The following is a 24,623-nucleotide window of genomic DNA, read 5'->3' as shown; positions in this document are numbered from 1 at the left end:
AGCCCGCCCCGCCCTGTTGCGGCGAGGCCAAACCGGCTAAAAGGCGGACCGACCGCACAGCCGGCGCAGCTGCTTCGCGCGACAAAGCGGCCCGGTGGCCGACCATCGAACGGCCTCAATGTGAACCAATCAGAGTGGCCATGAAGCTGATCCGCCCCCTCGCCGCGCTCGCCCTCCTCGCCGTAACAGCGCTTCCGGCCTTCGCCGCCGACGTCGTTTTCCCACCCGGCTTGCGTCTCGGCATGGTGCCGCTGATCGGCCTCAGCACGGCCAAGACCTTTCCGGGCTTCGAGAGCGAGGACGGCAACGTCAAGGTGTTGGTCACCGAGCTGCCGCCGGCCGCCTATGGCGAGGTCGTGAGCGCCTTCAATTCCAATCCCGGCGGGACCGGCGGCGTCAAGCAGGACAAGGTCGAGACCCCCGCTGGCCTTGCCTATTTCACCACCGAAAGCGGCAAGGCCGGCGATACCCCGGTGAAGCGGTATTCGATGATCGTGCCCGGCGCCGGCTTCTCCGGCTATGTCGCGGTACAGATCCCGGAGAATGCGACCAAGATCTACACGGACGAGGCGGTGCGACAGATGTTCGCGAGCGCCACCACCCGCAGGCAGGTCTCGGCCGAGGAGCAGATCGCGCTACTGCCGTTCAAGATCACCGATCTCGCCGACTTCAAGGACATCAAGACCCTGGCACCGGGCTCGAGCATCATCCTGGCCGACGGCGATGAGAGCGTGGGCTACGAGGCGAGGCCGTTCATGATCCTCGGCCTGATCGGCGCCACCCCGCAGGCCGCCGACGACCGCGCCCGCTTCGCCCAGGAGGCGGCGCTCCAGATTCCCGGCGTGCGCGAGTCGCGCATCACCATGTCCGAGCCGATCCGCATCAACGGCCAGCAAGGCTTCGAGACCCGGATCGACGGCGTCAGCGGCAAGGACAAGGTCCCGGTGACGGTGGTGCAGTGGATCCGCTTCTCGAGCGGCGGCGCATCATTGCGCATCATCGCCAGCGCCCCGCGCGACCAATGGCAAGCCGCCTTCACCCGCTTCCGCACCGTACGCGACGGGATTCAGCCGAAGGGGTAGGGCGCATCCACGCGCGAGGTGCGCTCCCTCCCCCCGCCTGCGGGGAGGGTTGGGGAGAGGGTGTCTCCGCAATCGAGAACCCCCAAGAGGAGAAAGCCCTCACCCGCCGCGAGAGCCCAACTGCTCATCAAGCCCGGCTGCATTTTCAGGCTTCTGTTCGTATACGAACGGAACTAGGCTTCCTCCCGTTGGATCATCCTGGAGGGGAGGTAGACATGCTGGTTCGGCGACAGGTCTTGGCGATGCTTGGAACGACGGCGCTGGCGACGCTCGCGCCAAGCGCGCTGTTCGCGGCCGCACCGATCAAGCCGGACGAAGCGTCCGCGCTGCTCGTGATCGACGTGCAGAACTGCTTCCTGCCCGGCGGCAGCCTCGCGGTGAAGGAAGGCGAGCAAGTGGTGCCGGTCATCAACAAGATCTCGAAGGCATTTGCGAATGTGGTGCTGACGCAGGACTGGCACACGCCGGGCCACGTTTCGTTTGCGTCGGTTCATTCCGGCAAGAAGCCGTTCGAAACGGTCGACCTGCCCTACGGCAAGCAGGTGCTGTGGCCGGACCATTGCGTGCAGGGCACCGAGGGCGCGGCGCTGTCGAAGGACCTGTCGATCCCGCACGCCGAGCTCATCATCCGCAAGGGATTTCACAAGAACGTCGACAGCTATTCGGCCTTCCTCGAGGCCGACGGCAAGACCTCGACCGGGCTCGCCGGCTACCTGAGGGGCCGCAAGATCAAGCGCGTCTTCGTCGCTGGTCTTGCGACAGACTTCTGCGTCGCCTGGACCGCGCTCGACGGGCGCAAGGCGGGCTTCGAGGTCTATGTGGTGGAAGACGCCTGCCGCGGCATCGACACGCAGGGCTCGCTCGCCAAGGCCTGGGCCGACATGGCCAAGGCGGGCGTGAAGCGGATTCAGTCTGCGGATATCGCGGTGAGCGCGTAGGCGGCGCGCCATCTTCCGTCATTCCGGGGCGCGCTTCAGCGCGAGCCCGGAATCCATTGTGCGGTTGTCTCTGCTGTTCGATGGATTCCGGGTTCTCGACTTCGTCGAGCCCCGGAATGACGCCAACACTCAGTTCGCCGCGCTGCTCGATTCGTTGTTGTTCGCCGCGGGCGCAGTCTTCGCGCCGCCCTTGGCGACGCCGACCAGCGCCGGGCGCAGCACGCGGTCACCGATGGTGTAGCCGGCCTGCATGATCTGCACCACGGTGCCCGACGGCACTGACGCGTCAGGCACTTCGTACATTGCCTGGTGGAAGTTCGGGTCGAACTTCTGGCCCTGAGGATCCAGCTTCTTCACGCCGTGTTTTTCCAGCGCGTTGAGCAGCGCGCGCTCCGTGAGCTCGACGCCCTCGATCAACGAGACCAGGCCGGGATCGGCCGCAGCACGCGCCTCCGCCGGAACGGCATCGAGTGCGCGCTGGAGATTGTCGGCGATGTCGAGCACGTCGCGCGCGAAGCCGGTGATGCCGTAGAGGCGGGCGTCGGCAACTTCCTTGGCGGTGCGCTTGCGCAAATTCTCCATCTCGGCCAGCGTCCGCAGCATGCGGTCGCGCGCTTCAGCCGCTTCCTTTTGCAGGGTTTCGACCGAACCCGGCTCGGGATCGTCGGGCATGATGTAGGGTTTCGACACCACGGGCTCGCCGGTCGCTGCAGTCGTGTCTTGGGGTTGCCGGTCTTGCTCGGTCATCGGCTCTGATCTCGAACTCGTTTCAGGGATGTTGGCCCGGATATCGTGCTTAAGCCCGCGAAAATCAAGCGCCCGTGATCGGCAGAAAGGCCGGTCAGCCCCCCAACAGGCGGCTGACGATGCGGGCGGCGTAGTCCACGGTCGGGATCACGCGGGCATAATTCAGCCGCGTCGGGCCGATCACGCCGAGAACGCCGACGATGTGGCCGGCGGCATCCCGATAGGGCGAGATGATGGTGGAGGACCCCGACAGTGAGAACAGCTTGTTCTCACTGCCGATGAAGATGCGCACGCCTTCGGCGGTCTCGGCCCGGCCGAGCAGATCGATCACGCCGCGCTTGGTCTCGAGGTCGTCGAACAACAGGCGAACGCGCTCCAGATCCTCCAGCGCGTGCAGATCTTCGAGCAGATTGGCGTGGCCGCGGACGATGAGCTGACGGTCCTCGCTCTCGCCGCCGGACCAGCTGGCGATGCCGGCCGAGATCACTTTCTGTGTCAGCTGATCGAGCTCGGCACGGGCCTCGCCGAGTGCGGTCTCGAGCTCGAGCCGCGCTTCGGCCAAGGTGCGGCCGCGGATCCGCGCATTGAGGAAATTGCCGGCCTCTGTCAGCGCCGAAGAGGGAACTCCGGGCGGCAGCGTCAACACGCGGTTTTCAACCTGGCCGTCTTCGCCGACCAGGATCACCAGCGCTTTTTCCGGTTCCAGGCGGACGAATTCGATGTGCTTCAGCCGCGCATTGGATTTCGGCGTCAGCACGACGGCGGCGGCCCGGGTCAGGCCGGAGAGCCGCATCAAGGCCTGGTCCAGCGCCGCCTCGACCGATTGCGCCTCGCCGACGGACGAGAGCTGGCTCTGGATCGCCTGCCGCTCGGCCTCGTTGAGGTCGCCGACCTGCATCAGGGCATCGACGAAGAAGCGCAGGCCCAGTTCCGTCGGCAGCCGGCCGGCGGAGGTGTGCGGGGCATAGATCAGGCCGAGCTGTTCCAGATCGGCCATGACGTTGCGCACAGATGCCGGCGACAGCGGCATCGCGATCAGGCGGGAAATGTTGCGCGAGCCGACCGGCTCACCGGTCGCGAGATAGCTTTCGACAATTTGACGAAAGATGTCGCGGGAACGCTCGTTGAGCTGGGCAAGGCCTGCGCGCGGCGCGATCAGATGGATCGGATCGTGATGGGCCACAGACGGTAACTCCTCTCAGATCCTTATAATTTGTCCATCCGGGCCGCGTCTGACAAGCGTGGCGTTTGCAGGCCGACGGTCAGGGGGTGAATAAGCCCTTGCCGCCCACCCCCGCCCCACCTACAAGCACCGCGAACAGCCTATTTCCGTGAGTTTTGGAGATTTCCCATGCGGCCAAGCCGCCGTGCGCCCGACGAATTGCGCCCCGTGACGCTGGAGCGCGGCGTGGTCAAATATGCGGAAGGCTCGTGCCTCGTTAAATTCGGCGACACCCATGTGCTGGTCACCGCCACGCTTGAGGACCGCCTGCCGCCGTGGCTGAAGGGGCAGGGCCGCGGCTGGGTCACCGCCGAATACGGCATGCTGCCGCGCGCGACCTCCGAACGCACCCGCCGCGAGGCCTCCGTCGGCAAGCAGAGCGGCCGCACGGTCGAGATCCAACGCCTGATCGGCCGCTCGCTTCGCACCATCGTCGATCTCGAAGCTCTCGGCGAGCGCCAGATCACGGTCGATTGCGACGTGCTCCAGGCCGACGGCGGCACGCGCACGGCCTCGATCACCGGCGCCTGGGTCGCGCTTGCCGATTGCCTCAACTGGATGAAGGCGCGCAACATGCTGAAGGCGAACGTGATGCGCGACAACGTCGCCGCGATCTCCTGCGGCATCTACAACGGCACGCCGGTGCTCGATCTCGACTATGCCGAGGATTCGGAAGCCGAGACCGACGCCAATTTCGTCATGACCGGCGATGGCCGCATCATCGAGGTGCAGGGCACCGCGGAACGCGAGCCGTTCACGCAGGACGAGTTCCTGAAGCTGATCGCCCTGGCGCAGAAGGGCATTGCCCGCCTGGTGGACTTGCAGAAACTGGCCGTGGCGTAGTCAATAGGCCCATGCACCGCCGAATCACCGACAAGCTCGTCATCGCCACCCACAATCCCGGCAAGCGCGCCGAGATGAGGGAGCTGCTCGCGCCGTACGGGATCGAGGCGGTGTCGGCCGGCGAGCTCGGCCTAGACGAGCCCGAGGAAACCGGCAACGATTTCCGCAGCAACGCCGCGATCAAGGCGATCGCCGCGGCGGAGGCGACCAAGCTGCCCTCCTTCGCCGACGATTCCGGCATCGTCGTCGACGCACTCGACGGTGCGCCGGGAATCTACAGCGCGCGCTGGGCCGGCCCGACCAAGGATTTCAACGCGGCGATGGCGCAGATCGAGCGCCTGCTGCAGGAGCGCGGCGCCACCACGCCGGACAAGCGCAAAGCCCACTTCGTCTCGGCGCTTTGCGTGGCCTGGCCCGACGATCATCGCGAGGAGGTCGAGGCGCGCGTCGACGGCACGCTGATCTGGCCACCGCGCGGCACAGCCGGCTTCGGCTACGACCCGATGTTCCTGCCGGACGGGCACAGCCGCACCTTCGGCGAGATGACCAGCATCGAGAAGCACGGCCTGCCGCCGCTCGGCCTCGGCCTGTCGCACCGCGCCCGCGCTTTTCGGAAACTGGCGGAGATCTGCCTTGAGCCGCGCTAACAAGGATGCGTTTGGCGTCTATGTGCACTGGCCGTTCTGCCTGTCGAAGTGCCCCTATTGCGACTTCAACAGCCATGTCCGCCATGCCGCGATCGACGAGACGCGCTTCGCCGCCGCCTTCGCGCGTGAGATCGCAACGACCGCCGAGCGCGCGCCCGGCCGCGAGGTCACCTCGATCTTCCTCGGCGGCGGCACGCCGTCACTGATGCAGCCCGCCACCGTCGGCGCGGTGTTAGACGCGATCGGCAAGCACTGGACCGTCGCAGGCGACGTCGAGGTAACGCTGGAAGCGAACCCGACCAGCGTCGAAGCCACGCGCTTTGCCGGTTATCGCATCGCCGGCGTCAACCGCGTCTCGCTCGGCGTGCAGGCGCTCGATGACGCCTCGCTCAAAGCGCTCGGCCGCATGCACAGCGCGCGCGAAGCGCTCGATGCCGTCGCCATCGCGCGCCGCGCGTTCGACCGCTATTCGTTCGACCTGATCTACGCCCGCCCCGACCAGACGCCGGCGATGTGGGCGGGCGAGCTGCGGCACGCCATCGATGAAGCGGCCGAGCATCTGTCGCTCTATCAATTGACCATCGAGGAAGGCACGCCCTTCTTCGGCCTGCACCAGGCCGGCAAGCTGAAGACGCCGGACGAAGCGGTCGCCCGCGCGCTCTACGACGTCACGCAGGAGACCTGCGACAAGCTCGGGCTGCCCGCTTACGAGATCTCCAATCACGCGCGGCGCGGCGCCGAATGCCGGCACAATCTGGTGTACTGGCGCGGCGAGGAATATGCCGGCATCGGCCCCGGCGCACATGGCCGTCTCGACATCGACGGCGTGCGCCACGCCACCGCCACCGAGAAGCGTCCCGAGGCCTGGCTGATGCGGGTCGAGACCAACGGCGACGGTGTCGTCAGCGACGAGCTCCTCAACAGCGAGGAACGCGCCGACGAATTCCTGCTGATGGGATTGCGGCTCGCCGAAGGCATCGATCCCGAACGCTACAAGGCCCTCGCCGGCCGCCCGCTCGACCCCCGCCGCATCGCGCTCTTGCGCGAGGAAGGCGCGATCACCGTGGATGCAACGGGACGGTTGCGCGTAACCAGCAGCGGTTTTCCGGTGCTGGATGCCGTGGTCGCGGATCTGGCGGCGTAAGGAACTCTCGTAGGGTGGGCAAAGCGACGCGTGCCCACGCAACTTTCATTATCGAAAGAGATGGTGGGCACGGCGCAAGCGTGCCTTTGCCCACCCTACTGCACCGAGCTACGCCCCAAAGCTCTTCGGCGAGCCCGCCACCGCAACGCCGCCGCCTTGCGTCACCTTCATCACGGCAAGTCCGCGTTCATTCGTGCCATCAGCACGGAAGCGGAACAGGCCATCGATGCCGGCGAAGCCTGAGGGGTTGGTGAGCACGTCGGAGGAGAAGCGCTGGCCGCCTTGCGTGCGCGCCAGCGCGGCAACGAGCGCGACCGCGTCATAGGAAAGGGTCGCGGTGCGGATCGGCTCCGCGCCGTATTTCGTGCGGTAGCGGCCGGAGAAGGCGCGGAAGCCGGCCGGATCGGGCGCGGCGTAAAGGCCGCCCTGCAGCGCGGCGCTGGCATAGACGCGCGGATTGTCCCACAGGCCGGTGCCGAGCAGCTGGATGTTGCGCAGGTTCGCGCCCGCGGCAGTCATGGCGTCCGCGACTGACACGACGGCATCGCCGTCATCGGCAATGAACAGCGCGTCCGCACTGCCGAGCTGCTGCGCCACGGTGCGCGCGGGCGTGGCGCGATCGGCACCGTATTTCTCGAACGCAACGATGCGCCCGCCGCGCCGCGGCACCGCCGCCTTCACCGCGGCCTCGACGACATTGCCATAGGCGTTGTCGGGCACCAGCACCGCGACGGAGCGCTTTCCGATGCCGGCGGAATACTCGACGATGCGGTTGACGTCGGACTCCGGCAGGAACGAGAGCAGATAGACGCCGCGTCCGGCGATGCTGGAATCCGTCGAGAAGGCGATGACGGAAATGCCGCGCGTACGCGCGACCTGCGCCACGGCCGGCACCGATTGCGCGAACAGCGGCCCGAGGATGATCTCGGCGCCTTCGTCGACCGCCTGCTGCGCGCCGGCCTGCGCGCCTTGCGGGCTGCCATTGTCGTCCTTGATCAGGAGCTGGATGTTCGGGTTCTGGAACTCGGCCAGCGCCATCTCGGCGGCGTTGCGCATCGATTGCGCGGCGAGCCCGGCATTGCCGGCAGCTGAGAGCGGCAGGATCAGGCCGACCTTCACGCCGCCGGTGCCGGCGGTTGTCGCCTGCTGCTGCGGGCCTGCCGGCTGCGCCGGCGGTGCGGAGCTCGAAAACGGGTTGGAGAACTGGCTGAGGCTTTGCTGCACGCCGGCGCAGGCCGACAACACGGGCGCACTTAGCAACAGGCCGAGCGCAGCCCGCCGGGTCGCCCCTGGCGATCGGGGCTCCGGAAGGTGAGACTTTGGATGACGCGGGCCGACCATGGCAGCTTCTCTTCCGACCCGCCGTTCGCCGGCCGATCACGACATTGCTTTCCGCGACGGGGGGCCGCGGATTCAGGTAGTGTGTCGGCAAATAGTTAACCAAAACAAAAGGATAACAATCGCTTAACGCGGCCGCAATCCCGTCCCGGCTACTCTTCGCCGTCACTCATTCACTCATCAAGGCGGCGTTTCCGTCGCGAATATGGCGCGAGGGCCCCTCCTGCCTCCCGGCGCGATCTCGACCGATCACATTCCCGTCCGTTCCTCGCCCCTCACCCGGATACGATCTTTGGGCACGATCTTTTTCGGCGAGCCGGTTCCCAGCCTTAGCGATCGTGCCTAAGTTGGCTCCATTATGCGCGCAAAGCCGGCCCCGATAAATACGCCTGAAGCTCAAGACGCCGCCTCGCGCGGTTTCTCCATCGATGCCCATCGGCTCGCGGCGCCGAAGGCCGCGCCCGGCCTCCATCTGGTCGCGACCCCGATCGGCAATCTCGGCGACATCACCCTGCGGGCGCTGCAGACGCTCGCCGGCGTCGACGTCATCGCCTGTGAGGACACCCGCATCACGCGCCGCCTGACCGAGCGCTATGCGATCAAGGCCCAGCTCAAGCCATATCACGAGCACAATGCGGAGGCCGCGCGTCCCAAAATCCTGGAAGCCCTGGGACAGGGCGGCTCGGTCGCGCTGGTGTCGGACGCCGGCACGCCGCTGATCTCCGATCCCGGCTTCAAGCTGGTGCGCGAGGTCTGCGCCGCCGGCCATGCGGTGTATGCGCTGCCCGGCCCGTCCTCGGTGCTGGCCGCGCTGTCGGTCGCCGCGCTGCCGACCGACCGCTTTTTCTTCGAAGGCTTCTTGCCGGCGAAATCAGCCGCGCGGCGCAGCCGTCTTACCGAGCTCGCCCGCATCGACGCGACGCTGGTGATGTTCGAGTCAGGCAACCGCGTGCAGGATACGCTGGCCGATCTCGCCGAGATCATGGGACCGCGCGAGGCCGCGATCTGCCGCGAGCTGACCAAGCTGCATGAGGAGATTTCGCGCGCAACGCTGAGCGAGCTGGCGCGCGAGGCTTCAACGCTGGAGACACGCGGCGAATTCGTGCTGGTGATCGCTCCGCCCGCGGCCGACGCCGAGGTTCTGACATCGGACGCGCTCGATAGTCTGTTGCGCGAGCAGCTTGCCGCGCACAGCGTCAAGGATGCCGTGGCGCACGCGGTCGCGTTGTCGGGCCGTCCGCGCCGCGAGGTCTATGCCCGCGCGCTCGAGCTCGCAAAGGACTCGCGGGGCAGCGATGGCAAAGACTGAGATTCCTGCGGAACCGAAGGTCGCGTCGCCCGAGCGCGTCGCAGCGTTCCAGACCGGTCTTTCCGCGGAGAGCCGTGCCGCCGCCTACCTCATGGCCAAGGGCTACCGCATTCTCGCCAAACGTTACCGCACCCCGCATGGCGAGATCGACATCGTGGCGCGGCGCCGCAACCTGATCGCCTTCGTCGAGGTCAAGGCCCGCGCCACGCTGGACGAGGCCGCATTCGCCGTGACGCCGCGCCAGCAGCAGCGCATCATCGGCGCCGCCCAAGGCTGGCTCGCAGCGCATCCCGAGCATGCCGAATTCGAATTGCGATTCGACGCCATGCTGATTGCGCCGCGCTCGCTTCCGCGCCATGTGTTGGCGGCATTCGACGCCTCGACCTGAAAGGCAGCCCATGAAACTGAACGTCGCCGTCCAGATGGACCCCATCGCCCGCATCAACATCAAGGGCGATTCCACCTTCGCGCTGCTCTTGGAGGCGCAGAAGCGCGGCCATGGCCTGTCCTATTACACGCCCGACAAGCTCTCGATGGTCGGCGAGGAGCTGGTCGCGCCGGTTCAGCTCCTGACCGTGCGCGACGAGCCAGGCGACCATTTCACCCTCGGCGAGCCCAGGCGCGAGGCGCTGAACGCCTTCGACGTGGTGCTGCTCCGCCAGGATCCGCCGTTCGACCTCGCCTACATCACCTCGACGCATTTCCTGGAGCGCATCCATCCGAAGACGCTAGTCGTCAACGATCCCGCCTCGGTGCGCAACGCGCCGGAAAAGCTGTTCGTGATGAATTTTCCGCAGCTGATGCCGCCGACGCTGATCTCGCGCGACCTGGATGAGATCAACGCGTTCCGCGACAAGTACGGCGCGGTGGTCATGAAGCCGCTGCACGGCCATGGCGGCGCGGCGGTGTTCCGCGTGATGCCGCAGGACATGAATTTCGGCTCGCTGTTCGACATGTTCTCGGTGACGTTCAGGGAGCCCTGGGTGATCCAGCAATTCATCCCCGAGGTGAAGCACGGCGACAAGCGCATCATCTTGGTCGACGGCGAGTTCGCCGGCGCCGTGAACCGCGTGCCGGCCGCCGACGACCTCCGCTCCAACATGGTGCGCGGCGGCGCGGCGCAGGAGACGGAGCTCACCCCGCGCGAGCGCGAGATCTGCGCCACGGTCGGCCCGGCGCTGCGCGAGCGCGGCCTGCTGTTCGTCGGCATCGACGTCATCAACGGCAATCTCACCGAGATCAACGTGACCTCACCGACCGGCATCCGCGCCATCGCACGGCTCGGCGGCCCGGATGTCGCGGCGAAGATCTGGGACGTGATCGAAGCGAAGCGGAAGAAGTAGAGCTCTGCGCGCAGCCCGGATGGCGCGTCAGCGAAATCCGGGACGCTCCCCACTCGCACCGGCCCCGGATTACGCTTGCACTCCATCCCAGCTACGGACGACGCTAGCGGCCACCTCGCGCGCTAACGACGTATTCACCATGACGCCGCGCGCCTCGTGCAAACGGACGTGCCCTCGTAGGTGAAACTACGGGGCCGTTGGCCGACCCAATAACGCCGCGTTCACCATCTGCCGAAAACCAGCGTCGCGGCCGGCGATCACGTTCGGCCTCGCAACACCCCTTATACTTTTGCTGCCTACTCATCGATGCGGGGGAACACGCCAGGTGCGGTTCGAGTGCCCCGCGTAAGAGTAGAAGCGTATGAATACCGCACGCATTGTCGTTCTCGTCATCGCTCTCGGCGCCGGCGGCGTCGCTGCATATCTGGCGAGCGGCTATCAGAATCCGCCCGCGGCCGTCCTGCCCGTCGCCGAGAAGCTGCCGACGGTCGAGGTCCTCATCGCCAAGAACGACATCCAGCTCGGCCAGGCCGTCAAGCGCGAGGACCTGCAATGGCAGGCCTGGCCCGCGGCAACCGCCAGCAGCGCCTTCATCCGCCGCGACAGCAGGCCCGAGGCACCGACCCAGATCGCAGGCTCGATCGCGCGCGTGCCGTTGATGCAGGGCGAGCCGATCCGCGAGCAGAAGCTGGTCAAGGCCGAAGGCTCCGGCTTCATGGCCGCGATCCTGCCGTCCGGGATGCGTGCCGTCTCCACCGAGATTTCAGCCGAAACCGGCGCCGGCGGCTTCATCCTGCCGAATGACCGCGTCGACATCGTCCTGACCCGCCGGCTGAAGAATCCGGACGGCGGCAACACCAACGGCCCGACCGGCGGCAACGACCTCATCCTGTCCGAGGTCATTCTCACCAACATCCGCGTGCTCGCGATCGACCAGGCCCCGAAGGAAAAGGAGGGCCAGAACGCGGTCGTCGGCAAGACCGTCACGCTCGAGCTGCGGCCCGACCAGATCGCCACGCTTTCGGCCGCACGGCAGGGCGGCACTCTGACACTCGCACTGCGCAGCATCGTCGATGCCAACGCAGTCGACGGCACGCCCGAGGACCAGGCGATCAAGCGCCCGGGCGGCGTGAACGTAATCCGTTACGGCGTCCAGGCACGGCAACTGACGTCACAGAAGTGATGGGGATAGCATGAACTACGGGGGTGATCGGACGGGCTTACGCATTCGAGGGAAGCGCGCGCGCTCGGTCCTGGCGGGGACGATGTTGGTGCTGGGACTGCTCGCGGCTTCCGGCGTCCTCGGTGCTGCGGAGGCGCCGGTCGGCGACCAGGCGCCGATGCAGGCGTCGGATCTCGGCTTGTCGTCGGTTGGGACGATCGCACCGGCGCGGTCGCGCTTTCTGTCGCTCGGCATCGGCAAGTCCGTCGTCATCGACCTGCCGCGCGAGGTCAAGGACGTGCTGGTGGCCGATCCCAAGATCGCCAATGCGGTGATCCGCTCGGCCCAGCGCGCCTATATCATCGGCGGCCAGGTCGGCCAGACCAACGTCGTGTTCTTCGCGGCCGATGGCCAGCAGGTCGCCTCCTATGACATCGCGGTGAAGCGCGACCTCAACGGCATGCGTTCGGCATTGCGCCAGTCGCTGCCGGGCGTCCAGATCGAGGGCGTCGGCGACAGCGTGATGCTGACCGGCTCGGTGTCGAGCCCGGTCGAGGCCCAGCAGGCCGGCGACGTCGCCGCAAAGCTGGTCGGCGGCGCGGACAAGGTCGTCAACAACATCGTCGTGCGCGGCCGCGACCAGGTCATGCTCAAGGTCGTGGTCGGCGAAGTCCGCCGCGACATCGTCAAGCAGCTCGGCGTCGATCTCAGCGCCAGCCTGAATGCCGGCACGGCGGTGGTGAATTTCAACAATTCCAATCCGTTCTCGGTCTCTGGCGGACCGATCGTCAGCAGCAATGGGCTCGGCGTCACCGGCCTCGCCAAGGGCGTCGCCACCGTCAACGCCACGATGCGGGCAATGGAAAGCGCCGGCGTCATGCGGACCCTGGCCGAACCGAGCCTGACCGCGATCTCGGGCGAATCCGCCACTTTCATCGCCGGCGGCGAATTCCCGATTCCCGGGGGCTACGCCTGCGATCCGGTCACTCACGTCTGTACCACCCAGGTCACCTACAAGAAGTTCGGCATCTCCCTGAACTTCACCCCGGTCGTGCTCAGCGAAGGCCGCATCAGCCTGCGCGTGATGACCGAGGTCTCGGAGCTGTCGAACACCAACTCGATCACGTTGACGCAGGCCGTGACCGGGTCCTCGACCAACTCGATCACCATTCCATCGATCCAGACCCGCCGCGCCGAAACGACGCTGGAAATTCCGTCGGGCGGCTCGATGGCGATGGCCGGCCTGATCCAGCAGCAGACCAAGCAGGCGATCAACGGACTGCCTGGTGTCGACCAGGTGCCGATCATCGGCGCGCTGTTCCGCAGCCAGGACTTCGTCAACAACGAGACCGAGCTGATGGTGATCGTGACGCCCTATGTGGTGCGCGCGGTTGCCCAGAAGGAATTGTCACGGCCCGACGACGGCTTCGCGCCGGCCTCGGACGCACAGAGGGCGCTGCTCGGCAGGGTCAACCGCCTCTACGGCATCGCGAGCCGTGTCGATCCGGTGGCCGGCACGCCGGGCGATTTCGGCTTCATCATCGACTGAGACGAACGGTTTGGGACCGGGCAAGGCAGGGGCAGGAGGGATCAGGGGATGAGGACAACATCAGCCGATCGACGTCGCAATTTGCGGCTCGCGCTGGCACTGACGGGCCTCTCCGTCATGCTCGGCGCCTGCAACACCACCGAGATCGTCACCCAGACGGTGCCGACCGATTATCGCCAGCGCCACCCGATCGCGGTGCAGGAAGGCAAGAAGTCGATCGTGATCTTCGTCGGCAAGAGCCGAGGCGGCCTCTCGGCTGCGCAGCATGCGGATGTCGCGGGCATCGCGCGGGACTGGATGCGCGAAGGCACCGGCTCGGTCGTCATCGATGTGCCGGTCGACACCGCCAATTCGCGCGCGGCCGCCGCAACCTATCAGGAGATCCGCTCGGTGCTCACGTCCGGCGGCGTGCCGTCGCGCGCCATCGTCCAGCGGCCCTATCGCCCTGATGATCCCGGGCTGCTGCCCACCATCCGCCTGAGCTATTCCAAGATCACCGCGGTCGCCGGCCCCTGCGGGCTGTGGCCCGAAGACGTCGGCCCCAACATCCTCAACCCCGGCTACACCGAGAACCGCCCCTATTTCAATCTGGGCTGCGCCAGCCAGCGCAATCTTGCCGCGATGATCGACAACCCGGCTGACCTCGAGCAACCGCGCGCCGAGACGCCCGCCTATACCGCACGGCGCGAGATCGCGTTCGATCGCTATCGCAAGGGCACAACGACGACGACCACCTATCCCGAATCCGACAAGGCCAAACTCAGCGATACCGCCAAATGACAGGCATCCACGACGAAGACGCGGACGATCCGCAGCATCCCGAGGAACACATCGCGCCGGTTCCTCGCATTTCGGTGCAAGCCTTCTGCGAGACCGAGCAGACGCTCAAGGCGGTGACGGCGGCTGGTCAGGACCGCCGGCTCGCCAAGGCCCATCTCAGCGCCAAGGATGGCGGCCTCGCCGCGGCGATCGAGGCCTATGAATCGATGCCGACGCCGAACGTGATCGTCATCGAGTCCGACGGCACGCGCGACATCCTCGAAGGACTGGACGACCTCGCCGGCGTCTGCGATCCCGGCACACGCGTGGTCGTGATCGGCAGCCCCAGCGACACCGCGCCCTATCGCGAGCTGGTGCGCCGCGGCGTCAACGATTACGTCGTCGGCCCGGTCGAGACCATCGACGTGGTCCGCTCGATCTGCAGCCTGTTCTCGGCCTCGGAAGCCATCATCACCGGCCGCGTCATCGCCGTGGTCGGCGCCAAAGGCGGCGTCGGCGCGTCCACCGTCGCGCATAATCTGGCCTGGACCATCGCCCGCGATCTCTCGCTCGATTCCGTCGTGATCGATCTCGACCTCGCCTTCGGCACCGCGGGCCTCGACTACAACCAGGATCCGGTGCAGGGCATCGCCAACGCGGTGCTGTCGCAGGACCGGCCGGACACGGCGCTGATGGAGCGCCTGCTCGCCAAATGCACCGATCGCCTGAGCCTCCTGGCAGCGCCCGCCACGCTCGACCGCGTCTACGATTTCGGTGCTGAAGCCTTCGATGCCGTGTTCGACACGCTGCGCATGACGACGCCCTGCATCGTGCTCGACGTGCCCCATCAATGGTCCGGCTGGACCCGGCGCGCGCTGGTGAACGCCGACGACATCGTGATCGTGGCCGAGCCCGATCTCGCCAATCTACGCAACACCAAGAACATGCTGAGCGTGCTGAAGGCGGCGCGACCGAACGACCGGCCGCCGCTGTACTGCCTCAACCAGGTCGGCATGCACAAGCGTGCGGAGATCGAGGTCAAGGCCTTCGCCAAGACCATGGAGAGCCAGCCGATCGCGGTGATCCCGTTCGATTCGAAACTGTTCTCGACCGCGGCCAATAACGGCCAGATGATCGCGGAGGTCTCCAGGACCCACCGCACCACCGTTCTGTTCCAGAATATGGCGAACCGCCTCGCCGGCCGCGGCGAGGTGAAGAAGCCGAAGCGCTCGCTGCTCGAGCCGCTTTTGAAGAAGCTGAAGGGCAAGTCGGGGCGCAGCTCGGCCCCGCATCGCAAGGCGTCGTAGGCGTGGCTTATTTGAGCATGATCTCCGCGCAAACGCCTTCCGCGTTTGTCGCGAGGGAAAACCGCTTCACACTTTGCGCTGACGCGGCCCTTCGGGTCCGGATCATGCTCTAGGGCGGACTACCTGTCCGCCCGCTGCTGCTTTTTCGCCAGCAGCTGCTTCAGCGCCGCGACTTTGGCCGCGGCCTGGTCCGGCGGCAAGTCTGCCTTGACGAGGATTTCGGCCTCGGCCTCGCGACGCTGCAATCCCAGCACGAGCGCCAGATTGGCGCGGACCCGCGCATCGTTCTGATTGCGCTGATGGGCGCGGCCGAGCACCTGTTCGGCCTTCGAGAGATTATTTTGCAGCATGTAGGACAGGCCGAGATTGGACAGCACGGTCGGCTCGTTCGGCACGATCTTCAACGCCGCGGCGTAATATTGCTGGGCTTCCTCGTTGCGGCCGAGCTGATCGAGCACAGCCCCTTGCGCCGACAGGATGCGCCAATCGGGATCCTCGGGCGAATGCGCCCGGCCGAGGACGTCGAAGGCCTGCTGGAAATTGCCGTTGTCGGCGAGCGCGCGGCCGTAGCCGGCGAGCAGCGCCTTGTTGCCGGGACGGGCGAGCACGGCCTGCTCCAGCACTGCGACCGCCTGCGCGCGCTGGCCGCTGCCACGCAGCGCCTTGCCGTATTCGAGAGCAATGGCGGGATCGCTCGGCTTGGCGCGATAACGCTCGCGAAGTGCGTCCATCTCCGGCGTGGGGTCGGCCTTGCTGTCGGACTTGCCTTCAAGCTTGGCGGCGGACTCCCGCTTGCCGCCGAGCGCACCGGTGACGTCGTCGATGCCGGCCGTCTGACAGCCGCCGAGCGCGAGGATCAGGACGGCGGAACACAGATATCCCGCCGGGGATAAGGCGAGGAACGAACGCTTGGGCATACTCTGATCACTCGGCAACTGATCAGAGATGCTTACCCATTAACGCTAAAGTCCCGTTAAGGGAGGGCGCGTGTTGAGGTTCAGTCGACGAACTCGGCGCCGAATTCGCAGCCGATGCGCCAGCGCAGGCGGCATTGGCGGGAATAATCAGGCGCGAAGATGATGGTGAATTGCGGCGGCACTTCCAGAAATTCCGCCACCACTTTCACGCCGCCATCCGAAATGTCCGTGATCGTGCAATCCCGCGGCAGCGAGCCCGCGCCAAAATGGATCTTGGCGAGGCGGCTGCACACCCGACGTTCGCTTCTCCGGCGATTTGCAAGCATTTGAACTGTTCACCCGTTAGACCACGGCCCATCCCGCAGCCCTAGGAGTAGCGGACATTCGTTGGAATGTGCTGAGGAGAGAAGGTGGCATTCGAGACGTAGTGTCTGGGCTGCGTTTACGATTGGTTAGGATTTGACCGGCCGCCAAGCGATTGTTCCCGTATTGTTCTTGCGGAAACGGCCGAGCTCTGCTACCCCTAATTGCAGCAATGGGCAGGCTGGTTCGGCATGGTTCAGCGGGTTTCTACCGTGGCCTTTGAGGGGATCGAGGCCCGTGCGGTCGACGTGCAGGTGCAGGTCGCGCCCGGCCTGCCCGCCTTTGCCATCGTCGGCCTGCCGGACAAGGCGGTGTCGGAGGCGCGCGAGCGGGTGCGCTCGGCGCTGATCGCCTCGGGGCTGGCGCTGCCGGCGCGGCGGATCATCGTCAATCTGGCCCCGGCCGACCTCCCGAAGGAGGGCAGCCATTACGACCTGCCGATTGCGCTTGGGCTGATGGCCGCGATAGGCGCCATCCCGCCCGATGCGCTGACCGGCTTCACCGTGCTCGGCGAGCTCGGCCTCGACGGCTCGATCGCGCCGGTGGCCGGCGTCCTTCCCGCCGCGATCGGCGCCAATATGCGCGAGGAAGGACTGATCTGCCCGGCGTCCTGCGGCTCCGAGGCGGCGTGGGCGAGCCCGGACATCCAGATCATTGCCGCACACTCGCTGATCCAGATCGCCAACCATTTCAAGGGCACCCAGGTGCTGTCGCGGCCGACGCCGAAGGTGCACGAGGCCGCCGCCTCGACCCTCGACCTGCGCGACATCAAGGGCCAGGAAAGCGCCAAGCGCGCGCTGGAGATCGCGGCGGCCGGCGGGCATCATCTGCTGATGATCGGCGCCCCGGGCGCCGGCAAATCGATGCTGGCGGCGCGGCTGCCCTCGATCCTGCCGCCGCTGTCGCCGGGCGAGCTGCTCGAAGTCTCCATGATCGCCTCGGTCGCCGGCGAGATCGAAGGCGGCGCGCTGACGGCGCGGCGCCCGTTCCGCTCGCCGCACCATTCCGCCAGCATGGCCGCGCTCACCGGCGGCGGCGCGCGCGCCAAGCCCGGCGAGATCTCGCTGGCGCATCAGGGCGTGCTGTTCCTCGACGAATTGCCGGAGTTCGATCCGCGCGTGCTGGATTCGCTGCGCCAGCCGCTCGAGAACGGCGAGGTCGCGGTGTCGCGCGCCAATCACCGCGTCACCTACCCTGCCCGCTTCATGCTGGTGGCGGCGATGAATCCTTGCCGCTGCGGCAATGCGTTCGAGCCCGGCTATGCCTGCAAGCGCGGCCGCATCGACCGCTGCACCAGCGATTACCAGGCGCGCATCTCCGGTCCTTTGATGGACCGCATCGATCTGCGCATCGAAGTGCCGGCGGTGACCGCCGCCGACCTGATCCTGCCGCGCCGGCGGAAGGATCGGCCGAGGTCGCCGCCCGCGTGGCGGCGGCGCGCGACATCCAGCTGGTGCGCTATGCCGATGCCGGCCTGCCCCATGTTCGCACCAACGCCGAAGCCCCCGCCTCCGTGCTGGAGCAGATCGCAAAGCCGGATGCGCAAGGCCAGAAGCTGCTGCGCGACGCCGCCGAGACCATGCGCCTGTCGGCGCGCGGCTATCACCGCGTGCTGCGGGTGGCGCGCACGCTGGCCGACCTCGACCATGCCGACAAGATCGGCCGGCTGCACCTCGCCGAAGCGCTGTCCTACCGCGCACTCGCGGAGGATGTGCGCCAGCTGGCTTGATCATTCCACGCATCAACCCGGCGGTAACGACTTTCCTTTACGCTCTGCAAACCATAAGGCCCGACGCGTTTCGGTTGTGAGTTCCCGGGGCCTAGCGAGTAGAGCGTCATGTTGCGTTTCAAGTTCCTGGCCTCGGCTGTTCCCCTGTTGGCGGCTGCGGTGTTCGCCCGCGCCGAGATCGGATCGGGGTCGCATCCCTGCATCGCGCTGGGCGACACATCGGTCGAGCTCACTTCGCTGTTCTGGACCGCCGGCGTGCATGTCGCCTTCACCGACGATCCCGCGCGGGCGACGGTGCGGGTCCAGATCACCGAGGATGCCAACACTGCGGATTTCGCCGTGGTCGACGACGGCCTCGGCTCCGAGCCTGACACCTGCCAGGCCAGCCCTTCGACGCGTCTCGTCTCGATCGCCGCCCAGCCGGTCGACGGCGGCCAGGTGGTCTATCTCTCCAGCGAAGGACCGGCGGATTACCGCATCTATGTGCGCTCAAAGACGTTCTCGCCGCGCGAGGCGGCGGCGCTGATCGTCGGCGCGCGCGGCGGCCATGGTCGCTTCCAGGCGGCTTCGCTTTAGATCTCTATTTTTGAGCATGATCTGATCGGAAAACCGCTACACACTTTTCCGGATCATGCTCTGACCCGTTAACGTCTCGTCAACCCTGTTCGGAGGCGGCGCCACCGCCGCAATTTGTTCGCAAGGTCGGCGGGCCATCGTCGCACGCGGCGGCGGGGTTTCAGGCAAGGGTCGGTTGCGATGGGTCGGACGTTCCGGATCAAGGTGCGCATGCGTCGTTTCAGGCGACGGCATCCGAGGCTCGCTTTCGCGATCCGCTCCTTCATGATCTTCTCGGCGACGTTCGGCGGCGCCTATGGTTTCGTCTCAGGCAGCCGGTCCGACAATTCCGGCTACGATCCCCACACCTTTGCGATCGGCGCCAGCTTCCTGTTCGCGCTCGCCTGCCTCGGCCTTGCGACGCTGAGCATGCGCCTGCGCTTCGTCAATAAGCGGCTGCGGACGCTCGCCGCCCACAATGAGGCCTTGATCGACCGCAATTGGGAGCTGAAGGAAGCGGAAGAGCGCGCCCGCAGCCTGTTCGAGCAGCAGGGCGACCTGATCGTGCTGCGCGCTACCGACGGCCGCATCACCTTTGCCAACGAGGCCTATTGCGCGCTCGCAGGACAGGCGCGCAGCGCGCTGGTCGGCACGCGCTTCGATTTCGACGTGCTGGAGCAGGGCGACAGTGCCCGCGAGAGCAGCGGCACGCGCATCCACGACCAGAAGATCGCAACCCCGCTCGGCGCGCGCTGGATCGCCTGGCGCGAGGGCTATGTCCGCCTCGATGCCGGCCAGCCCGCCGAGTTGCAGAGCGTCGGACGCGACGTCACCGACCGCACCGAGACCGAGCGCGCATTGTCCGACGCGCGCGACCAGGCCGACGCCGCCAACCGCGCCAAGTCGCGCTTCCTGGCGATGGCCTCGCACGAGATCCGCACCCCCCTGAACGGCATCATCGGTATGGGCGGCCTGTTGCTCGACACCGATCTGACGCCGGAGCAGGCGACCTATGCCAGGGCGGTGAAAACCTCGGGCGAAGCCTTGATGGCGCTAATCGAGGAGCTGCTCGACTATTCCAAGATCGAGGCCGGCAAGCTCGACCTCGATCAACGTCCCTTCGCGCTCTCGACCCTGGTCGAGGAGATCACCGAGCTGCTCGCGCCGCGCGCGCAGGCGAAGTCGCTCGAGATCGCCGCCTATGTCGACGAGCGCCTGCCGCTCGAAGTGGTCGGCGACGCCGCGCGGCTGCGCCAGGTGCTGCTCAATCTCGCCGGCAACGCCATCAAGTTCACGAGCAGCGGCGGCGTGGCACTGATCGTCGAGCCCGGCATCTGGCCGAACGAGATCAGCTTCCTGGTTCGCGACACCGGCATCGGCATCGCAGCCGAAGCCCAGCAGCGCATCTTCCGCGAATTCGAGCAGGCCGACGAGCGCGTCGCCCGCACCTATGGCGGCACCGGACTTGGCCTCGCCATCAGCGAGCGCATCGTCAAGCGCATGGGCGGCCGGATCACGCTCACGAGCGAGCCGGGCAAGGGTTCGACCTTCGAGGTCGCGGTGCCGCTTCCGCCGTCGCAAGGCGGCGCCGGGCAGACCGCATTTCCGAGTCCCGACCTCACCGGCAAGTCGATGCTCCTCGTCGCCGACGGCATCGAAGCCTCGCTCATCGCGCGGCGCCTCGAACGCTGGGGCGGCCAGACCTGCCTGGTTGCAGATGCGGCGGTCGCCGAAGCATTGCTGCCGGAACGCTCCTGGCACACGGTGCTGATCGATCGGGCGATCGGCCCAGCCGCGGCCGATCAGCTCGGTGAGGCCGCCCGCGCGCATGCCTTGCAGCGCCTCGTTCTGCTGACGTCGAGCTCGCGCCACGAGAAGCTGTCGCCGGCTTTCACCGGCTTTCTGGTGAAGCCGCTGCGCGCGGCCTCGCTCGCCGCACGCCTTGCCCTGACGCCGGAGGTCGCCTCGCCCGATCTCGCTCCGGAGCCGCCGCCGGCCTTCGCCGGCCCCGCACCGGCGAAAGGCCTGTCGATCCTCGTCGCCGAGGACAACGAAATTAACGCCTTGCTGATGCGCTCGCTGCTGACCAAGCTCGGCCATCGCGTCGTCATTGCCGTCCATGGCGAGGCCGCGCTGGAATCCTGGCTCGCCGCCTCATCGGCCGGCACGCCCTACGATCTCGTGCTGATGGACATCCAGATGCCGCAGCTCGATGGCATCGAGGCGACAAAGCGCATCCGCGCGCACGAGGCCGCGCTGGGCGATTCCCAGACGTCGATCCTGGCGCTCACCGCCAACACGCTGGTGGAGGATCGTTATGCCTGCTTCGAGGCAGGCATGAACGGATTTCTGATCAAGCCGGTCGACCGTGAGAAGCTCGAGGAGGCGCTGGCGGGCTTTGCTGCGTCCCGGCACCAGACGGTTCCGGATCTCACGGGAACCTGATCTCGTCTGACGATCCCAATTGAAATCGAGCGCGTTGCGCGTCACGATCCCACCGGGGGCATTTTGCAACCAAAGGATTTTGCGCATGAACGTGATTTGCCGCCTCGCCATGATTGTTCTCCTGGCGGGAATCTCCCGCCACGCAGCCGCCGACACACCGGACCTCATCTCGTCCCTCAAGCAAGGCGGCTACGTCCTGATCTTCCGACACACCGCGACTGACGACAGCCAGAAGGATGTCTACCCCTTCAAGTTCGACGACATGAGTGCCCAGCGTCAGCTCAGCGAGAAGGGCAGGGACGCGGCGCGCCAGATCGGGACGGCGATCAAGGACCTCGCGATCCCTGTCGGTGACGTCTACACCAGCCGGCTGAACCGCGCGGTCGAGGCCGGCAAGCTGATCTCCGGCCGTGAGGTCAAGCCGGTCGATGCCCTGACCGACAGCAGCAACGCCAGCGCATCGGGAATGGCAAACCCGACCGGCGCCAATGCCAAGGCCGGGCAGGCCGTGCGTCAGCTCGTCGATGCGCCGCCGCAGGCCGGCACCAACACCGTCCTGGTCACCCACAAGACCAACATCGCCGATGCCTTCGGCAAGGACGCCGGCAACGTCGGGGAAGGCGAGGCCTTCGTCTACAAGGCCGGCAGCTCGGGCCCCGCCACCTTCGCAGGGCGCATCACGCTTTCGGATTGGATCGCGAAAGCGGGCAGGTGAGGACCTGCCGCTCCGCCACGATGTTGTGCTACGGACATCATCTGGCGAACGAGCGAAGAGCTGGCGAACACGTGAGAACATCGGAGAATCGTTCATTCCTCATCCTGCTCGGCGCGATCTCCGTCGCGTTCGTCTGGGTGCTTTGGCCGTTCTCCGGTGCCGTGTTGTGGGCCACGCTGCTGGCCATCATCTTCGCCCCGTTCTATCGACGGATCCTGAAATCCGTGCCCGAAAAGCACAACCTTGCCGCCCTCGTCACCGTCATCGTGGTGGTCGTCATGGTCCTGATCCCCGTGGCGATCATCATCGCGTCGCTCATCGACCAGGGCGGGGAGCTGTATCAGCGCGTTCAGAGCGGGGAGATCAGCCTCGTTCATCCCCTGCAGCAGCTGAAATCCGCGCTGCCCGCCTGGGCTGCATCGCTCGGGGACCGCCTGGCCAGCATCGATTTTTCGGCCCTGAGGGAACGCCTGTCGGGTCTAGTCGTCCCTGCAGGCCAACAGCTGGCCGGGCATGCGATCAACATCGGTCAGGTGACGCTGGAGTTCGTCGCAAGCCTGCTCGTGATGCTGTACCTGCTGTTCTTCCTGCTGCGCGACGGTGACGAGCTCAATGCCCGCATTCGCGAGGCGCTCCCGCTGAGCCCGAGCCATACCGCCGAAATTCTCGATGTCTTTACCCTGGCGGTTCGTGGAACGATCAAGGGGATCGTTCTCGTCGCTTTGATACAGGGAGCGCTCGGCGGGCTCATCTTCTGGCTGCTCGGCCTCGCAGGGCCGCTGCTGGCGGGCGCACTGATGGCGCTGCTCTCGCTGCTGCCGGTGCTCGGCTCCGCGCTGGTTTGGGTTCCGGTTGCGCTTTACCTGCTTGTTGCAGGTTCGGTCACGAAGGGCCTCATCCTGCTCGCTTTCGGCACCTTCGTGATCGGCCTTGCGGACAATTTTCTCCGCCCGATCCTGGTCGGCCAGTCGATCCAGATGCCGAGCTATGTCGTGCTGCTTGCCACGCTGGGCGGCCTTGCGACGTTCGGAGCGAACGGGTTCGTCATCGGCCCGCTCGTCGCCGCGATGTTTCTGACGACGTGGCACATCTTCGTCGGCTCAAAGTGGCGACAGGGGGCCCCGAAATAATCGTCATGCCGGGCCTGGAGCGGCCGATCCGGCCGACGCGGAATGTCATGCAGCAGAGGAAATAAAGCGCGGTGCGGACAGCCGGTCGGGCGTCGTCTGGCCTCGCCGGAAGACGGTGTTTGCCTGCGAAGCGCGCTTGCAATGCGGGCACACGAAGAGATGCGCAATGACCGGGGTCGGTTCGTCCGACAGCAGTTCCGAGCGGAACCACTTCATCTCGACATGGCAGTCCGGGCACATCGGAGCTTCCAGCTGCTCCGCAGCGCTCCTGAGACGATCAACCATGGTCTGCCCCCGCCGTTTTCCAAGGAATAGCGGAATACCCGTTGTTGGTCTGCATCAAAAGATACGCTGCCCGAGCGTTCAAGAATCCACGCTCACGGGGGCGCTTACAGCCGCCTGAGCGCCACGCTCTCCACCGTGTGGTCGGCGCCCTTCTTGAGGATCAACGTCGCACGGGGCCGGGTCGGCAGGATGTTGTCCTCGAGATTGGCGAGGTTGGTGCGCTCCCAGATCGCGATCGCGGTCGCGGTGGCTTCCTCGTCCGACAACAGCGCATAGCGGTTGAAGTATGATTTTGGATTGGTGAACGCGGTGTCGCGCAGCGCCAGGAAGCGCTTGATGTACCATTGCCGCAGCGCCGCCTCGTCGGCGTCGATATAGACCGAGAAATCGAAGAAGTCGGAAACCACCGGCACCGCCTTGCCATCGCGCGGCAGCTTGCCGGTCTGCAGCACGTTGACGCCTTCAACGATCAGGATGTCGGGCTGGTCGATCTCCGCCCATTGGTTCGGCACGATATCGTAGGTCAGATGCGAATAGACCGGCGCACGGACGTGGCGACGGCCAGCCTTGATGTCGGAGAGGAAGTTGAGCAACATCGGCAGATCGTAGCTCTCCGGAAAACCCTTCTTCTGCATGATGCCGTGCCGCTCGAGCACCGCATTGGGATAGAGAAATCCGTCCGTGGTGATCAGCTCGACTTTCGGCCGCGGCGACCAGCGCGCCAAGAGGGCCTGGAGCACGCGTGCCGTGGTGGATTTCCCGACCGCCACCGAGCCGGCGACGCCGATGATGTAGGGCACCTTGCGGTCCCTGATGTTGAGGAACTGGCGCTCGGCGTAATACAGCCGCTGCATGGCATCGACGTAGATCGACAACAGGCGCGACAGCGGCAGATAAATGTCCTCGACCTCCTGCAGGTCGAGGCGGTCGTGCAGCGAGCGCAGCCGGTCGAACTCGCCCGGCTCCAGGGTCATCGGCGTATCGTCGCGCAGTCGCGCCCATTCCTCGCGCGTATAAACGCGGTAGGGATTGTACTGCTGCTCGGGTGCGCGGATATCCATGACGCCGCCTTTCCGTTGCGATCTATTCGCCCT

23 protein-coding genes and 1 pseudogene are annotated in these 24,623 nt (G+C 66.3%); 17 read left to right on the top strand and 7 right to left on the bottom strand.

Going from position 1 to position 24,623, the window contains the following annotated elements:
- Nucleotides 1–140 precede the first annotated feature (140 nt).
- Together I6F17_RS27355 and pncA are read left to right on the top strand one after the other, a co-directional pair.
- Nucleotides 141–1,082, top strand: a complete 942-nt coding sequence (locus I6F17_RS27355; RefSeq protein ID WP_225132269.1) for a hypothetical protein — start codon at nt 141–143, stop codon at nt 1,080–1,082.
- Nucleotides 1,083–1,297: 215 nt separating this feature from the next.
- On the top strand, nt 1,298–2,020 hold the full coding sequence (pncA, locus tag I6F17_RS27350; RefSeq protein WP_036003240.1) for a bifunctional nicotinamidase/pyrazinamidase: 723 nt from the start codon (nt 1,298–1,300) through the stop codon (nt 2,018–2,020).
- 129 nt (nt 2,021–2,149) lie between these two features.
- On the opposite strand, the gene grpE is transcribed toward pncA, so the two are convergent.
- Nucleotides 2,150–2,767: a nucleotide exchange factor GrpE gene (grpE, locus tag I6F17_RS27345; RefSeq protein WP_036003237.1), complete on the bottom strand. Its 618-nt coding sequence runs from the start codon at nt 2,765–2,767 to the stop codon at nt 2,150–2,152.
- A 94-nt stretch (nt 2,768–2,861) separates the two neighbouring features.
- Entirely contained in the window at nt 2,862–3,950 is a 1,089-nt protein-coding gene (hrcA, locus tag I6F17_RS27340) for a heat-inducible transcriptional repressor HrcA (RefSeq protein ID WP_036003234.1), read from the bottom strand.
- Nucleotides 3,951–4,118: 168 nt separating this feature from the next.
- Between hrcA and rph the strand changes: the two genes are divergently transcribed.
- The 3 genes from rph to hemW are packed head-to-tail and all read left to right on the top strand — an operon-like array spanning nt 4,119 to nt 6,623.
- Nucleotides 4,119–4,832 carry a ribonuclease PH gene (gene rph / locus I6F17_RS27335; protein ID WP_225127311.1) on the top strand — a complete coding sequence of 238 codons (714 nt, stop codon included), beginning with the start codon at nt 4,119–4,121 and terminating at the stop codon, nt 4,830–4,832.
- A gap of 11 nt (nt 4,833–4,843) precedes the next feature.
- On the top strand, nt 4,844–5,479 hold the full coding sequence (gene rdgB / locus I6F17_RS27330; protein WP_225127314.1) for an RdgB/HAM1 family non-canonical purine NTP pyrophosphatase: 636 nt from the start codon (nt 4,844–4,846) through the stop codon (nt 5,477–5,479).
- Nucleotides 5,466–6,623 (top strand): radical SAM family heme chaperone HemW, encoded by a 1,158-nt coding sequence (gene hemW / locus I6F17_RS27325; RefSeq protein ID WP_036024335.1) that lies wholly within the window; start codon nt 5,466–5,468, stop codon nt 6,621–6,623. The genes rdgB and hemW overlap by 14 nt, the downstream gene beginning before the upstream one ends.
- A 108-nt stretch (nt 6,624–6,731) precedes the next feature.
- Here hemW and I6F17_RS27320 read toward each other — a convergent pair whose 3' ends face one another.
- Complete coding sequence (locus tag I6F17_RS27320; protein WP_225127316.1) at nt 6,732–7,964, bottom strand: penicillin-binding protein activator; 1,233 nt, start codon at nt 7,962–7,964, stop codon at nt 6,732–6,734.
- A gap of 355 nt (nt 7,965–8,319) precedes the next feature.
- Between I6F17_RS27320 and rsmI the strand changes: the two genes are divergently transcribed.
- The 7 genes from rsmI to I6F17_RS27285 all read left to right on the top strand — a co-directional run bounded on the left by rsmI (nt 8,320) and on the right by I6F17_RS27285 (nt 15,390).
- Complete coding sequence (gene rsmI, locus I6F17_RS27315) at nt 8,320–9,270, top strand: 16S rRNA (cytidine(1402)-2'-O)-methyltransferase (protein ID WP_225127318.1); 951 nt, start codon at nt 8,320–8,322, stop codon at nt 9,268–9,270.
- On the top strand, nt 9,257–9,658 hold the full coding sequence (locus tag I6F17_RS27310; protein WP_225127320.1) for a YraN family protein: 402 nt from the start codon (nt 9,257–9,259) through the stop codon (nt 9,656–9,658). The genes rsmI and I6F17_RS27310 overlap by 14 nt, the downstream gene beginning before the upstream one ends.
- A 10-nt stretch (nt 9,659–9,668) precedes the next feature.
- On the top strand, nt 9,669–10,613 hold the full coding sequence (gene gshB, locus I6F17_RS27305; RefSeq protein WP_036045008.1) for a glutathione synthase: 945 nt from the start codon (nt 9,669–9,671) through the stop codon (nt 10,611–10,613).
- A gap of 361 nt (nt 10,614–10,974) precedes the next feature.
- Nucleotides 10,975–11,796: a Flp pilus assembly protein CpaB gene (gene cpaB, locus I6F17_RS27300; RefSeq protein WP_036045006.1), complete on the top strand. Its 822-nt coding sequence runs from the start codon at nt 10,975–10,977 to the stop codon at nt 11,794–11,796.
- A gap of 10 nt (nt 11,797–11,806) precedes the next feature.
- Entirely contained in the window at nt 11,807–13,324 is a 1,518-nt protein-coding gene (locus tag I6F17_RS27295) for a type II and III secretion system protein family protein (protein ID WP_036045005.1), read from the top strand.
- A 48-nt stretch (nt 13,325–13,372) separates the two neighbouring features.
- The gene (locus I6F17_RS27290) at nt 13,373–14,104 is read left to right on the top strand and encodes a CpaD family pilus assembly protein (RefSeq protein ID WP_036045003.1); all 732 of its coding nucleotides are present in this window, start codon (nt 13,373–13,375) and stop codon (nt 14,102–14,104) included.
- The gene (locus tag I6F17_RS27285) at nt 14,101–15,390 is read left to right on the top strand and encodes an AAA family ATPase (RefSeq protein WP_036003204.1); all 1,290 of its coding nucleotides are present in this window, start codon (nt 14,101–14,103) and stop codon (nt 15,388–15,390) included. Before I6F17_RS27290 ends, I6F17_RS27285 begins: the two co-directional genes overlap by 4 nt.
- A 119-nt stretch (nt 15,391–15,509) precedes the next feature.
- On the opposite strand, the gene I6F17_RS27280 is transcribed toward I6F17_RS27285, so the two are convergent.
- Both I6F17_RS27280 and I6F17_RS27275 read right to left on the bottom strand, forming a co-directional pair.
- On the bottom strand, nt 15,510–16,307 hold the full coding sequence (locus I6F17_RS27280; RefSeq protein WP_225127322.1) for a tetratricopeptide repeat protein: 798 nt from the start codon (nt 16,305–16,307) through the stop codon (nt 15,510–15,512).
- Between the two features lie 80 nt (nt 16,308–16,387).
- Nucleotides 16,388–16,633, bottom strand: coding sequence for a PilZ domain-containing protein (locus I6F17_RS27275; protein ID WP_018644993.1), 246 nt, complete (start codon nt 16,631–16,633; stop codon nt 16,388–16,390).
- 228 nt (nt 16,634–16,861) lie between these two features.
- Between I6F17_RS27275 and I6F17_RS27270 the strand changes: the two are divergent.
- The 5 genes and pseudogenes from I6F17_RS27270 (at nt 16,862) to I6F17_RS27250 (ending at nt 23,244) form a co-directional block, all read left to right on the top strand.
- Nucleotides 16,862–18,399: pseudogene (locus tag I6F17_RS27270) on the top strand (YifB family Mg chelatase-like AAA ATPase).
- Between the two features lie 108 nt (nt 18,400–18,507).
- Entirely contained in the window at nt 18,508–18,975 is a 468-nt protein-coding gene (locus I6F17_RS27265) for a hypothetical protein (protein ID WP_225127333.1), read from the top strand.
- A 180-nt stretch (nt 18,976–19,155) separates the two neighbouring features.
- Entirely contained in the window at nt 19,156–21,399 is a 2,244-nt protein-coding gene (locus I6F17_RS27260) for a PAS domain-containing hybrid sensor histidine kinase/response regulator (RefSeq protein ID WP_225127335.1), read from the top strand.
- Between the two features lie 85 nt (nt 21,400–21,484).
- Nucleotides 21,485–22,114, top strand: coding sequence for a histidine phosphatase family protein (locus tag I6F17_RS27255; protein WP_225127337.1), 630 nt, complete (start codon nt 21,485–21,487; stop codon nt 22,112–22,114).
- A 71-nt stretch (nt 22,115–22,185) separates the two neighbouring features.
- Nucleotides 22,186–23,244, top strand: a complete 1,059-nt coding sequence (locus I6F17_RS27250) for an AI-2E family transporter (protein WP_225127339.1) — start codon at nt 22,186–22,188, stop codon at nt 23,242–23,244.
- A gap of 45 nt (nt 23,245–23,289) precedes the next feature.
- On the opposite strand, the gene I6F17_RS27245 is transcribed toward I6F17_RS27250, so the two are convergent.
- Together I6F17_RS27245 and coaA are read right to left on the bottom strand one after the other, a co-directional pair.
- Complete coding sequence (locus I6F17_RS27245) at nt 23,290–23,529, bottom strand: hypothetical protein (RefSeq protein ID WP_036044995.1); 240 nt, start codon at nt 23,527–23,529, stop codon at nt 23,290–23,292.
- A 104-nt stretch (nt 23,530–23,633) separates the two neighbouring features.
- A complete protein-coding gene (coaA, locus tag I6F17_RS27240; RefSeq protein ID WP_036003185.1) occupies nt 23,634–24,590 on the bottom strand; it encodes a type I pantothenate kinase in 957 nt (318 codons plus the stop codon).
- Between the last annotated feature and the right edge of the window lie 33 nt (nt 24,591–24,623).

The organism is Bradyrhizobium sp. NBAIM18 (genome assembly GCF_020193825.1).
In the GTDB taxonomy this organism is placed as follows: domain Bacteria; phylum Pseudomonadota; class Alphaproteobacteria; order Rhizobiales; family Xanthobacteraceae; genus Bradyrhizobium; species Bradyrhizobium yuanmingense.
Note: the sequence above shows the minus strand (reverse complement) of the source record. Positions and strands in the feature narration are given on the sequence as shown.

Coding starts and splice junctions, on each gene's coding strand:
- I6F17_RS27355 (WP_225132269.1), top strand. CDS start 141: ATGAAGCTGATCCGCCCCCTCGCCGCGCTCGCCCTCCTCGCCGTAACA.
- pncA (WP_036003240.1), top strand. CDS start 1,298: ATGCTGGTTCGGCGACAGGTCTTGGCGATGCTTGGAACGACGGCGCTG.
- grpE (WP_036003237.1), bottom strand. CDS start 2,767: ATGACCGAGCAAGACCGGCAACCCCAAGACACGACTGCAGCGACCGGC.
- rph (WP_225127311.1), top strand. CDS start 4,119: ATGCGGCCAAGCCGCCGTGCGCCCGACGAATTGCGCCCCGTGACGCTG.
- rdgB (WP_225127314.1), top strand. CDS start 4,844: ATGCACCGCCGAATCACCGACAAGCTCGTCATCGCCACCCACAATCCC.
- I6F17_RS27320 (WP_225127316.1), bottom strand. CDS start 7,964: ATGGTCGGCCCGCGTCATCCAAAGTCTCACCTTCCGGAGCCCCGATCG.
- rsmI (WP_225127318.1), top strand. CDS start 8,320: ATGCGCGCAAAGCCGGCCCCGATAAATACGCCTGAAGCTCAAGACGCC.
- I6F17_RS27310 (WP_225127320.1), top strand. CDS start 9,257: ATGGCAAAGACTGAGATTCCTGCGGAACCGAAGGTCGCGTCGCCCGAG.
- gshB (WP_036045008.1), top strand. CDS start 9,669: ATGAAACTGAACGTCGCCGTCCAGATGGACCCCATCGCCCGCATCAAC.
- cpaB (WP_036045006.1), top strand. CDS start 10,975: ATGAATACCGCACGCATTGTCGTTCTCGTCATCGCTCTCGGCGCCGGC.
- I6F17_RS27295 (WP_036045005.1), top strand. CDS start 11,807: ATGAACTACGGGGGTGATCGGACGGGCTTACGCATTCGAGGGAAGCGC.
- I6F17_RS27290 (WP_036045003.1), top strand. CDS start 13,373: ATGAGGACAACATCAGCCGATCGACGTCGCAATTTGCGGCTCGCGCTG.
- I6F17_RS27285 (WP_036003204.1), top strand. CDS start 14,101: ATGACAGGCATCCACGACGAAGACGCGGACGATCCGCAGCATCCCGAG.
- I6F17_RS27280 (WP_225127322.1), bottom strand. CDS start 16,307: ATGCCCAAGCGTTCGTTCCTCGCCTTATCCCCGGCGGGATATCTGTGT.
- I6F17_RS27275 (WP_018644993.1), bottom strand. CDS start 16,633: ATGCTTGCAAATCGCCGGAGAAGCGAACGTCGGGTGTGCAGCCGCCTC.
- I6F17_RS27265 (WP_225127333.1), top strand. CDS start 18,508: ATGTTGCGTTTCAAGTTCCTGGCCTCGGCTGTTCCCCTGTTGGCGGCT.
- I6F17_RS27260 (WP_225127335.1), top strand. CDS start 19,156: ATGGGTCGGACGTTCCGGATCAAGGTGCGCATGCGTCGTTTCAGGCGA.
- I6F17_RS27255 (WP_225127337.1), top strand. CDS start 21,485: ATGAACGTGATTTGCCGCCTCGCCATGATTGTTCTCCTGGCGGGAATC.
- I6F17_RS27245 (WP_036044995.1), bottom strand. CDS start 23,529: ATGGTTGATCGTCTCAGGAGCGCTGCGGAGCAGCTGGAAGCTCCGATG.
- coaA (WP_036003185.1), bottom strand. CDS start 24,590: ATGGATATCCGCGCACCCGAGCAGCAGTACAATCCCTACCGCGTTTAT.